At 62.2% G+C, this 12,440-nt stretch carries 5 protein-coding genes; 2 read left to right on the forward strand and 3 right to left on the reverse strand.

Annotated elements, in window-relative coordinates; translation table 11 throughout:
- Positions 1–79: 79 nt before the first annotated feature.
- Positions 80–5,806, forward strand: coding sequence for a membrane-targeted effector domain-containing toxin (locus tag BLW22_RS23900; RefSeq protein ID WP_143045159.1), 5,727 nt, complete (start codon positions 80–82; stop codon positions 5,804–5,806).
- A 94-nt stretch (positions 5,807–5,900) separates the two neighbouring features.
- Here BLW22_RS23900 and BLW22_RS23905 read toward each other — a convergent pair whose 3' ends face one another.
- Together BLW22_RS23905 and purL are read right to left on the reverse strand one after the other, a co-directional pair.
- Complete coding sequence (locus tag BLW22_RS23905) at positions 5,901–6,212, reverse strand: YqfO family protein (protein WP_065924847.1); 312 nt, start codon at positions 6,210–6,212, stop codon at positions 5,901–5,903.
- A gap of 4 nt (positions 6,213–6,216) precedes the next feature.
- Positions 6,217–10,113, reverse strand: a complete 3,897-nt coding sequence (gene purL, locus BLW22_RS23910) for a phosphoribosylformylglycinamidine synthase (RefSeq protein WP_074847573.1) — start codon at positions 10,111–10,113, stop codon at positions 6,217–6,219.
- A gap of 286 nt (positions 10,114–10,399) precedes the next feature.
- Here purL and mltF point away from each other — a divergent pair, with 286 nt between their 5' ends.
- Complete coding sequence (mltF, locus tag BLW22_RS23915; protein WP_074847574.1) at positions 10,400–11,860, forward strand: membrane-bound lytic murein transglycosylase MltF; 1,461 nt, start codon at positions 10,400–10,402, stop codon at positions 11,858–11,860.
- A gap of 301 nt (positions 11,861–12,161) precedes the next feature.
- Here the strand turns inward: mltF and BLW22_RS23920 are convergent, their stop codons facing one another.
- Complete coding sequence (locus BLW22_RS23920; protein ID WP_074847575.1) at positions 12,162–12,440, reverse strand: PTS sugar transporter subunit IIB; 279 nt, start codon at positions 12,438–12,440, stop codon at positions 12,162–12,164.

Raw genomic sequence — 12,440 nt, forward strand, 5'->3', positions numbered from 1 at the left:
ATCGCGACTTATCTACCGCCTTGCCAACGGTGCAGCGCTCCATGCTGAGGTTCCTATCATCAGCATGGAGAGCGCGCCTGTGAACACACCATCCCAGGCCTTTGAAGGCATCGAAAGCAACCTCAATCAGATCGGTCATCACCTGCTCAATGTCGAAGCACCGCTGTTGCCAGAACACAAACCCTCAGCCGAACAGGCCTATCTGGAAAAAACCAACGCAATCCTGGCGAGCTACCGGCAGCAGTTCCTGCACAAGAGCCGAACGCTTTACCAATCGCTGAAACAGGCTGACCTGCCCCAACAACTGGTCACGCTCAAGGCCACACTCAACACCCATCTGGAACACCTCGACCGTTACGAGCAGATCGACGGAAAACCGCGTAAATCCTTCATGACCTTTGAAGCCGGTTTCACTGCCCTTGCCAACGAAACCGCCCTGAGCGCCCAGGACCGTCTGCTGCACCCGCAACAACAGGCCATGCTGGAGCGTGTGCCGCTGGGCAGCACACTGCGGCCTGGTTTCTATGCGTTGACCCTGGACTATCAAGCACAAACCATCGAACTGGCCGGGGCCTTTGTCCTGACCGAACGCACCAGCCCGGTCGTCACCGACCTTTCCTCCATGCCGGCCGTGGGCGAAGTGATGCTGTTCACCCCCACGCGCGGGATTGAAACCTTTGGCTCCCTGCCTCAACTGAACGCGCATTTGCAGCGCGGCATGGATGACGCCGCGCAACGCCGCGACTTCATGCACCTGCTGCCGGTGCGCTACCACCACATCAGCCCCGGCGCGATCTGGCCGCTGGCACTGACGCCCATCAATGACCGGCCGCTGTTCGAACACACCTACAACGCCCTGATCGATAAGCGCAACGCAGACATTGATCATGCCCTGAGCCTGGTGAATAACCCCGAGCAGGCCGTGGACACCCTGATCAGCGCACTGGACCAGGCCATCGTCGCGTCCCTGCCCGACCTGGCCGCACGCCTGGCGTGGCGTGCCCAGCGCGTGCTGGAGCGCTACCTGCGCCAGAGCGCCCCGGACTGGTACCGCAGCGCCAGCGAAACCCGCCGGGCCGAATTGGCCGGGCACCTGGCAGGCTACAACACCGCCCGCCAACACCTGCTTGAACTGCTGGGCCCGGTCACCACGCCTGCAACACTGGCCCGCTATCAACTGCTGGAGCGGCTGAGCGAAGACCTGGATATCCACGACCTGGAACCGGAACGCCTGGTGATCAATACCCGTCGCTACGTCTCCCCCATCGGCGAGTACGAACACGACCGCAACCTGATCGACCTGACCCTGCGCGGGCTGCACGAAGGTGACGAGCAGACGGGCTCGGACTTCCTGAAAAAAACCACGCTCACCTATCAAGAGGCGCCACTGCCAGAGGCATACAAGGACCTCACCGTGACCTGGCTGGTACAGACGCTTAGCACCCTGCAACCGCGCCTCGACTTCGCCGCTGCGCAACAACAGATGCATGCAAAACCCGAAACCAGCCTCGCGATCGAACAGATGCTCGACCAAAGGATCAACGCGCTGGCCTATACCGCCGTGCTCGAGGGCCATCTCAGTGAAGACGACTTCCAATTGGTGCAGACCCTGCGCCAAGGCACCGACGCCCGCCTGAGCGCCGCAACTCTGTCTCTGCATGAGGCCCAGTTGCAGGATATGTGGGTGCTGCGCCAGAGCGACGGCAACGGCAAGGTCATACGCCTGCTGCTGTGTACCCCTGAGGCACCTGGGCGGCAGCAATTCCAGGCATTCGACGATGAGGTTGCCTGCCAGCAGCACATCCTTGGCTGGAGCCTGGACAACGGTTCGAAACAACCGCCCGGCACCCTCACCGATTACCTGATCACGCGGGTCGCCTTGCGCTTTCGTGCAGCGATGAAGCAGGTCTTGACTGGCCTGAGTTTCAAGCCTCATGCCGAGGAATACAAAGAGGTCCGCTTTGGCAACATCGGCAACCATGCTCATTGCCTCAAGGCCATGTCGGCCCATGTGCTGGCGACACGGGTCGACGACTATGCCTTCAGCACACCGGACTGGTACCGCTCCACCAGTAACGCCAACCGCCAGAAGCTTTTGAAACTGGCTGACGACGCCGAGGGTGCACTGCATGCCTACAACGTCTTTGCGCTGTCCGATGCGCACTTCCCCAGCTTCCCCGACTTTCTGCATGAGCAGGCAAAAAAGCGCCTGAACGAGCTGCTGGGACGTCACCAGAACGATGTCGACCCCGATACCGTCTGGGCCTTCTCGCCGCCGGCACTGCTCGGCGCCTGGACGCCGAAACCGCTGACCTACACCCAGCTGTACCGTGACGGCTACGCGGACGGCGTGGGTTTTCTCGACGAAAAGTTTTCGCGGGCGGCCCGCTTCAAAGGTCCCAACGGCATTGACCTGAGCCCGCTGACCGCAGAAAAGGTCGCCCGCTCGGTCACCGGTGTGTGGATCGGCCAGCGCTACATCAACGAGGTCAGGGCCCGCCTATTGAATGTCGGCAGCGCGGATTACGAGTTGCGGCGCAATGCAACCCTGAGCATCACCCAACGCCAGATGCAGAACGCTGCCTTGGAGTGCCGCCTGCAAGGGCATATCGCCGGGGTCGATTGGGAGTGGCTTGAACGCAGTATCGCCAGCATGGGCAGTACCGCCACCGACCAGCGCGGTACCTATGCCATCCATCGACTGCTGGTCGACGGGGAGTGGGTCATCGACAACTTCCTGTTCAGCCACAGCGGCTTCCCGACGTTGCTCTACACCCCCAACGCACCGGATGGCATCAGCTTTCGCGAGGCCCGGCAGTTCAATTACCTGCTGAAAAAAATTCCCGGCATGGTCGGCTATTTGACCCTGCGGGTAGGGGCCCAGTCGCAGACGCGGGTACGGACTTTCCTGGAAAACGCCAAGGCGCAGTTACCCGAGGACCTGAACAAGACCTCCGTCAGCCTTGCGCGCTACGACGCCACTCGCGTGCCCCTGCCGGACCTGCGCCAAGCGCTTTACAACATGAAGCTGCAGCGCAAGATCGACGATGTTGAAGGCACCACGGTCAATCGACTCAAGATGATCACCGGTATTCTGTGGACCTGCGTGGAGTGGGTCACTGCGATTGCCACCGCGCCCTTCCCCGTCCTCAGCCTGAGCCTGGGCATGCTGCTGGCGTTCAAGGACGGCATGCTGGCCTTGCACGCTTACCAGCAGGGCGATACCGGCGCCGCACTGGAGCACTTGATCGGCTACATGCTCAACAGTGCCGGCGCCGCATTCACCGATCTGCGCCCGGCCCTAGTGTCCCTCAGGCAGCTTGCCCGACCCGCCGTGAGCCCGATCGCCAGGCGCACTGCCGTCCCCAGCGAAGCCTTGAAACTTGTCCAGCCTCTGCAACCCAAGCCCTTGGCCCTGGAAGACATGCAAGCGGTACTCTTCGATGGCCAAGCGCTGTGGGCGAAGAAAACCCCGGACCCCATCGGCCGCTACCTGCTCTACCGACTGGACCCGGCCAGTGGCAAACTGGTCTCCACCACACGCGTGGCAGCCCCGGATGCGCAAGGCGTCTGGAGCCGCACCGGGATCACCGGCGGCGCACCTAAATATGAAAAACTGCCCGACACACCGGAGCCGCTCAAGCCCTATGAAATACCGGTGAAGTACGCGAGCAAACTGGAACTGGCGATCAATCCGGATGTGCGGGCCAGCATCGTGCAGCGGACTGAATGGGAGTTCGGCTCACGGGAGGGCGCGCTGGGGCACGTCGCCAGCGAGTTGCACTCCCTGCGCACCACTTATTTGCAACAGGCCGAACGCTTGACGAGTGACGCCGAAGAGTTCTTCAAACACCTTGATCCGTTGCCGGCCCGCGCCGACGTCCCGGCCATCGACGCCGACGCCTCATTTACGCAACTACTGGCCAGCGATGCCTTGGCCGCAAACCGGCACTTGGTCATCGGCGCGGCACCAGGCTCCATCGCCAGTAAAGAACTCCTGATAACGCAAATGGACAGCTTGCTGAGCAAAGGCTTCAAGTACCTGTACATCGAGCACCTGCCTGCCGATTTATTCCGCACAAAATTGCAGAAGCTCAACACCGGTAAATCCTGGCAGCACATCGAACGCCACCTGAAGACGATTGACCAGGCGTTTGGCTTCGCCGAAGACGCCGAGTATTCGTTTGTCGCCCTGGTGCGCCAGGCGCAAAAAAAGGGCTTGAAACTCAGAGCCCTCGACGCCTCGACCTCGTATCAACTGGAGGATGCCCTGCAAATGGGCGACACACCGGCGACAACGCCGCGGGATAACGCGGCCAGGAACTTCTATTCCCACAAGACCATCGAGACCGACGCCATCGACGAGCCCGACGCTCGCTGGATCGCGTTAGTGGATTCCTCGCGCCTGCGTACCTTCGATAAAACGCCGGGCCTGGCCGACTTGCACGACGCGGTGGCCTTGCGGGTGGACGATGTCGGCCCAGGCCAGCCGGTGGGCATCTGGATCGACGAGCCGGGCGCCATCGTCGGCGATCCACTGGCCCACGCTGACTACCGGCTGACCCTTCACACAGCCTATGCGGCGCCCGAGCCGGTAACGCCATCCGGTGCTGCGTCAGTCGCTGTCGCCAACCACTTCAGCGACTACGACATCGCGCCGCCGTTGCGCGCCAGCATCGCTCAACAGGCTACTACGCGATATGGGCTCAATACACGTTACTACTCGACGGCCCCCGATCATCGCGAAGCACTCCAGGCGTTCCAGAACACCAGGGAACGCCTGAGCACCGAGGCACAAACCTATATGGCCAGCCACGTGCCGCCCACCAGGCCCGACCCTTCGGTTCTGGGCTCGCCGAAAACCCCAGAGGCGCTGCTGGAAAGCATCCGTCACAGCGAGTTCACCGGACTGGTGATCGGTGAAGGGCACCGGGCGGAGTCCAGCAAACGGTTGTTGCGCGAGCACATGGGGCACCTCAAGGCGCAGGGGTTCAAGACCCTGTACGTAGAACACCTGATGACCGATTTGCATCAGGCAGAGCTGGATGCCTTCCTGCGCACCCAACACCTGCCGGACACCCTCAAGCGCTACCTGAACTATCTGGACCAGGGGCAAATGCGCGGCTACAAAGGCCGTGATACGTACACGGAAGTCGTCCAGGCAGCCGGCAAGCACGGCTTGCGCGTCCGCGCCCTGGACTGCGCCGCCAGTTATCACCTCAAAGGGCTGGGTGGGGACATGTCTGTAACGCGCAACCAAATATTCAGCTACTTCGCCTCCAATGTGATCAAGGCCGACCAGGCGGCGCATGGGCCACACAAGTGGGTCGCGTTCATCGGCAGCACTCACACCAACAACAACCTGGGGGTGCCCGGACTGGCGGAACTGCAAGGTGCCGTCAGCCTGCATGTCAGGGACACGCCCCCCGCGTTGGCGCGAAACATTCGCCCCGGCACCTGGGAGACATTTTCCGAAGGCATAGACCTCGATGCCAGGGCCTTGCGTAGCGACTTAGTTCTGGAGGCCGGTGTGGAAGGCTTAACGGCGCCAGCGCCGTTCGTTCCGGTCGACCGGTCTCGGCTGAAAAGACCCGGCCATTTCCTGATCGAACGCCCAACACCGGCGCAGAACAATGTGCTGCACCGTTCGCGCACCGGGGAAATTGTGTCGACGCCCATCAAGGTCAATGCTGACGGCCTGTATTACGTCGACCGCTGGGAACCGATGCAGGGCAAGCGCTTCAGCTACGAAAGCACCTTGATCAGTGCACTGCGGGTGGAAGTCGGGCTGACCCCCGCGCCCTGAGTCGTTGAAGGCCTGGCCCTGATTGCATGACAGCCAACAAAAAACCCGCTGGCCAAACTGGCCCAGCGGGTTTCTTGTTTTAACAGCCAGCCGATCAGAAATCTGCCAACTGCCACACTTCATACGCCGGTGTCTCGTAGGGGTGGCTGAGCTTCAAGGCCGCGACAACCGCCTTGACCCACTCATCGGCCACCACCAACTCGACCTTCCACTCTTCAACCACTTCAACCTGGCCAACCTGCCCGATAAACGGCTGGCTGCCGTCCAACGCGCGAAACTGGCCCTGGCCCAGCACTTGCCAGGCGCAGCGGTCGTAGTCGCCGATGCGTCCGCCGCCAGCAGCGAAGACGGCGGTTTTCACCGTCTCCACATGGCTGTCGGGCACGAAGAAGGCGAGCTTGTACACGGTCTTAGTTCACCCACACGCGGGCGTTGCGGAACATGCGCATCCAGGCACCGTCTTCGTTCCATTCTTCCGGGCGCCAGGAGTTCTGCACGGCGCGGAACACGCGCTCCGGGTGCGGCATCATGATGGTCACGCGACCGTCGCGGCTGGTGAGGCCGGTGATCCCGCGCGGCGAGCCGTTCGGGTTGGCCGGGTAGCTTTCGGTGACCTTGCCGTGGTTGTCGACGAAACGCATGGCCACGCAGCCGGACAGATCGGCCTCGAGCAACGCCTCTTCGCTTTCGAACTCGGCATGGCCTTCACCGTGGGCGATGGCGATTGGCATGCGCGAACCGGCCATGCCCTGCAGGAAGATCGAGTTGGATTCCTGCACCTGCACCATGGCGACGCGGGCTTCGAACTGCTCGGAACGGTTACGCACGAAGTGCGGCCAGAACTCGCTGCCCGGGATCAGCTCGTGGAGGTTGGACATCATCTGGCAACCGTTGCACACACCCAGGGTGAAACTGTCGTTGCGCTCGAAGAAACCTTGGAACGCGTCGCGGGCACGGCTGTTGAACAGCGCCGACTTGGCCCAGCCTTCACCGGCACCCAGTACGTCGCCGTAGGAGAAACCACCGCAGGCCACCAGGCCCTTGAACTCATTGAGGTCAACGCGACCGGCGAGGATGTCGCTCATGTGCACGTCGATCGCATTGAAGCCGGCGCGGTCGAATGCAGCCGCCATTTCCACCTGGCCGTTGACGCCCTGCTCACGCAGCACGGCAACCTGTGGACGGATGCCTTTCTTGATGTACGGCGCGGCGATGTCCTGGTTGACGTCGAAGCTGAGCTTGGTGCTCAGGCCCGGGTTGTCTTCTTCCAGGATCACGTCGAATTCCTGCTCGGCGCAGTCGGCGTTGTCACGCAGGCGTTGGATCTGGTAGCTGGTCTCGGCCCACTGGCGTTGCAGCAAGCGGCGCTGGCCGGCAAACACGGTGTCGCCGTTGAACGAGATGTTGATTTCACCGTTGTTGATCGGCTGGCCGATCACCGCCACGCAGTCGTCCAGGCCAGCGGCACTGAATTGTGCGAGGACGTCCGGCGTGGCGTCCTGGCGCACCTGGATTACCGCGCCCAACTCTTCGTTGAAGAGGATGCCGTTGATTTCAGAGGCGTCCTCGGCAACGCTGTCGAGCACGATGTTCAGGCCGCAGTGACCGGCGAAGGCCATCTCGACCACGCTGGTCAGCAGACCACCGTCGGAACGGTCGTGGTAGGCCAGCAGGTGGCCGTCGGCATTGAGGCCCTGGATCACGGCGAAGAAGGCCTTGAGGTCTTCGGCGTCATCCACGTCCGGCGCCTGTTTGCCGAGCTTGCCGTGGGTTTGTGCGAGGATCGAGGCGCCCATGCGGTTCTGGCCACGGCCCAGGTCGATCAGGATCAGGTCGGTGGTGCCCTTGTCCATGCGCAGTTGCGGGGTCAGGGTCTGGCGGATGTCGGTGACCGGCGCAAAGCCGGTGACGATCAGCGACAGCGGCGAGGTGACGCTCTTGTCCACGCCTTCATCGTTCCAACGGGTGGCCATGGACATGGAGTCCTTGCCCACCGGAATGGTGATGCCCAGCTCCGGGCACAGCTCCATGCCGACCGCTTTCACGGTGTCGTACAGACGCGCGTCTTCACCTGGGTGACCGGCAGCGGACATCCAGTTGGCCGACAATTTGATGTCGGACAGCTTGCCGATGCGCGACGCGGCGATGTTGGTGAGGGTTTCACCAATGGCCATGCGGCCCGACGCCGGGGCGTCCAGCAGGGCCAGCGGCGTACGCTCGCCCATGGCCATGGCTTCACCGGTGTAGACGTCGAAGCTGGTAGCGGTGACGGCAACGTCGGCCACCGGCACCTGCCATGGGCCGACCATCTGGTCACGGGCCACCAGGCCGGTGATGGTGCGGTCGCCGATGGTGATCAGGAAGCTTTTGCTCGCCACGGCCGGGTGGTGCAGCACACGTTCGATGCTGTCGGCCAGGTCCAGGGCGCTTGGGTCGAAATCATCGCCCAGCTCGGCTTCACGCACCGCCGAACGGTGCATGCGCGGGGCTTTGCCCAGCAGCACTTCGAGTGGCATGTCCACTGGGTTGTTGCCGAAGTGGCTGTCGGTCACCGTCAACTGCGGCTCGGCAGTGGCTTCGCCGACCACGGCAAACGGGCAACGCTCGCGTTCGCAGATGGCCTGGAAGCGCGCGAAGTCTTCAGGGCCGACCGCCAGTACGTAACGTTCCTGGGATTCGTTGCTCCAGATTTCGTGCGGGGCCATGCCCGGCTCGTCGTTTGGAATGTTGCGCAGTTCGAAACGGCCACCACGGTCACCATCGTTGACCAGTTCCGGGAAGGCGTTGGACAAACCACCGGCGCCGACGTCGTGGATGAAGCTGATCGGGTTCTTGTCACCCAACTGCCAGCAACGGTCGATGACTTCCTGGCAGCGACGTTCCATCTCTGGGTTTTCGCGCTGTACGGAAGCGAAGTCCAGGTCGGCCGAGCTGGTGCCGGTGGCCATGGAGGAAGCCGCGCCGCCGCCCAGGCCGATCAGCATCGCCGGGCCGCCGAGCACGATCAGCTTGGAGCCGACCAGGATCTCGCCTTTCTTGACGTGTTCTTCACGGATGTTGCCCATGCCGCCGGCCAACATGATCGGCTTGTGGTAACCGCGCACTTCATCACCACGGGGGGTGGTGATGGACTGTTCGAAGGTACGGAAATAACCGGTCAGCGCCGGACGCCCGAATTCGTTGTTGAACGCGGCGCCGCCCAGCGGGCCTTCGATCATGATGTCCAGCGCCGTCACGATGCGCTCAGGCTTGCCGTACGGCACTTCCCATGGCTGTTCGAAACCCGGGATCTGCAGGTTGGACACGGTGAAACCGGTGAGGCCGGCCTTTGGCTTGGCGCCACGGCCGGTGGCACCTTCGTCGCGGATCTCGCCGCCGGAACCGGTGGCTGCGCCCGGGAACGGGGCAATCGCGGTCGGGTGGTTGTGGGTCTCGACCTTCATCAGGATGTGCACCGGCTCCTGCACCGCGCCGTACTGGCGGGTTTCAGGGTCCGGGAAGAAACGGCCGGCGACCGAGCCGACGATCACCGAGGCGTTGTCCTTATAAGCCGACAGAACGCCTTCGCTGTGCATCACGTAGGTGTTCTTGATCATGCCGAACAGGCTTTTTTCCTGGCTTTCGCCGTCGATGTCCCAACTGGCGTTGAAGATCTTGTGACGGCAGTGCTCGGAGTTGGCCTGGGCGAACATCATCAGTTCGATGTCGTGGGGGTTGCGCTTGAGACCGGTGAAGGCGTTGACCAGGTAGTCGATCTCGTCTTCGGCCAGGGCCAGGCCCAGCTCGGTGTTGGCCTTCTCCAGCGCAGCGCGGCCACCGCCCAGCACGTCAATCGCGGTCAGCGGCTTGGGCTCGGCGTGGCTGAACAGGCCGGCAGCCTGTTCCAGCTGGCTGACGATGATCTGGGTCATGCGGTCGTGCAGGCTGCTGGCGATCAGCTCGGCCTCGGCGTCGCTGAACTGCCCTGCTACATAGAAGGCGATACCGCGTTCCAGGCGCTGGATTTTTTCCAGGCCGCAGTTACGGGCGATGTCGCTGGCCTTGCTCGACCAGGGCGAGATGGTGCCGAACCGTGGCAGAACCAGGAACAAGCGGCCGGTCGGCTCTTGAACGGGAACGCTGGGGCCGTACTTCAGAAGGCGTGCGAGCACTTGCTGTTCGTCGGCGGTCAAGACGCCGGTAACGTCGGCGAAGTGAGCAAATTCAGCATACAGGCCTGTAACCGCTGGAACCTTCTGGCTCAGTTGTTCAAGGAGTTTGCTGTGGCGAAAGGCAGAAAGGGCAGGAGCGCCGCGCAGGATCAACATCTTCGGGACAGCCTCGGGAAGGGGTGTGCTTTGAGGCCGTGCATTCTAGCGTAAACCATCGCCAACGGCACCCGAAACGGCACCGCTGGCGGCTGCCGAACGTCAGTTGGCACGGTTTGCACGCTATCGGGGCGTTATCCAAGGCATTCCGCGCAGTTATTTTAACCGTCACAATCGGGCGCCAAGCCACGTTTCTGCGGGTTGCAGCACAGTTTTGGCGGCGCTAGCAGACAAGTCCGCCGCTGTCGAGATATGGCGCCGTGGGCCGTTTGCGTATACTGCGCAGATGTTCTCCCCAACTGCTTTGCGCCCGCGATGCGCCAGATGGCTCATCGTCACCGGACTCTTCCTGATGCTCAGCGCCTGTGTTGATAAACCCAGCACGCTCGAGCGAATCAAGGAGGATGGCGTATTGCGGGTGATTACCCGAAACAGCCCGGCGACTTACTTCCAGGACCGCAACGGTGAAACCGGTTTCGAATATGAACTGGTCAAGCGTTTTGCCGATGACCTGGGCGTGAAGCTGGAAATCGAGACCGCCGACAACCTCGATGACCTGTTCGGCCAGCTGGGCAAACCCAACGGCCCGGTGCTCGCCGCCGCCGGCCTGGTCAGCAGCGAGCAGCGCCAGCAACAGATGCGTTTCTCCCATCCTTACCTGGAAGTCACCCCGCAGATCATCTACCGCAACGGCCAGTCACGCCCGACGAACGCGGCGGACTTGGTGGGCAAGAAGATCATGGTGCTCAAGGGCAGCACCCACGCCGAACAACTGGCGGCGCTTAAAAAGCAGAACCCGGCCATCGAATACGAAGAATCCGATGCTGTCGAGGTGGTCGACCTGCTGCGCATGGTGGACGAGGGGCAAATCGACCTGACCCTGGTGGACTCCAACGAAGTGGCGATGAACCAAGTGTACTTCCCCAACGTACGGGTGGCGTTCGACCTCGGCAATGCCAGCAACCAGAGCTGGGCCGTGGCGGCCGGCGACGACAACAGCCTGCTCAACGAGATCAACAGCTACCTGGACAAGGTGGAAAAGAACGGCACCCTGCAACGCCTTAAAGACCGCTATTACGGGCACGTCGATGTACTCGGCTATGTCGGCGCCTACACCTTCGCCCAGCATTTGCAGCAGCGGCTGCCCAAATACGAGAAACACTTTCGCGCCTACGCCAAGGAAGAAAAAGTCGATTGGCGCCTGCTTGCGGCTATCGGTTATCAGGAATCGCTGTGGCAACCGGCGGTCACCTCAAAGACCGGCGTGCGCGGCCTGATGATGCTGACCCAGAACACCGCCCAGGCCATGGGCGTGTCCAACCGCCTGGATGCCAGGCAAAGCATCATGGGCGGCGCCAAGTACCTGGCCAAGATCAAGGACGAGCTGGACGACAAGATCGCCGAGCCCGACCGCACCTGGTTCGCCCTCGCTGCTTATAACGTCGGCACCGGCCATCTGGACGACGCGCGCATCCTGGCGAAGAAGGAAGGCCTGAACCCGAACAAGTGGCTGGATGTGAAGAAGATGCTGCCGCGCCTGTCGCAGAAGCAGTGGTACAGCAAGACCCGCTACGGCTACGCCCGAGGCGGCGAGCCGGTGCACTTCGTGGCGAACATCCGGCGCTACTACGACATCCTGACCTGGGTGACCCAGCCCCAGCTGGAGGGTAACCAGGTGGTGGAAGGTAATCTACATGTGCCGGGTGTGGACAAGACCAAACCGCCGGAAGACAACCCGAAGCTCTAGGTACCCGTGTGGGAGAGCGCTTTGTGGTAAGCGGGCCGGTGATCGGGCCTTTGTAGTGACGGGGCTTTTGTGGTGAGCGGGCTTTTTGTGGTGAGCGGGCTTGCCCCGCGCTGGGTGGCGAAGCCGCCCCAAAACCAGGCGCTACGGTTTTCCTGAAAAATCGCGGCGGCCCTATTGGGGCCGCTTCGCAGCCCAGCGCGGGGCAAGCCCGCTCACCACAAAAGCCCCTTCACTACAAAGGCCCGCTCACCACACACGAACTGCAGCTCATTCAAATGGCTCAACGTTGATCGACGTCGTCTTATAAACCGGTGATCAGGTGCACAACACCGCCCGGCAACACCATCACCGCCAGCACACTCGCTGCTTTCAACGCCGCCTCATCCAATCGTCCCACATCCTGCAACTGCACCCTTACCCGCGTCAGCGCCACCCGCTGTTGCGACTTGAGGTTATCCGCACCCCCCAACGCACTCAGCACTTCGGGCGACAACAGATTCTGCGTCGGTGCCTCGACCGTCTCGGCGATCAAATCCGGGGTCAGGGCCTTCCAGAACGCCTGCTTCAATTTATCCAACAT

The organism is Pseudomonas marginalis (assembly GCF_900105325.1).
GTDB classification, from domain to species: Bacteria; Pseudomonadota; Gammaproteobacteria; order Pseudomonadales; family Pseudomonadaceae; genus Aquipseudomonas; species Aquipseudomonas marginalis.

What these genes read in the sequence shown, in the direction of transcription:
- BLW22_RS23920 (WP_074847575.1), bottom strand. Translation starts at nt 12,440, where the DNA reads ATGTTGGATAAATTGAAGCAGGCGTTCTGGAAGGCCCTGACCCCGGAT.
- purL (WP_074847573.1), bottom strand. Translation starts at nt 10,113, where the DNA reads ATGTTGATCCTGCGCGGCGCTCCTGCCCTTTCTGCCTTTCGCCACAGC.
- mltF (WP_074847574.1), top strand. Translation starts at nt 10,400, where the DNA reads ATGTTCTCCCCAACTGCTTTGCGCCCGCGATGCGCCAGATGGCTCATC.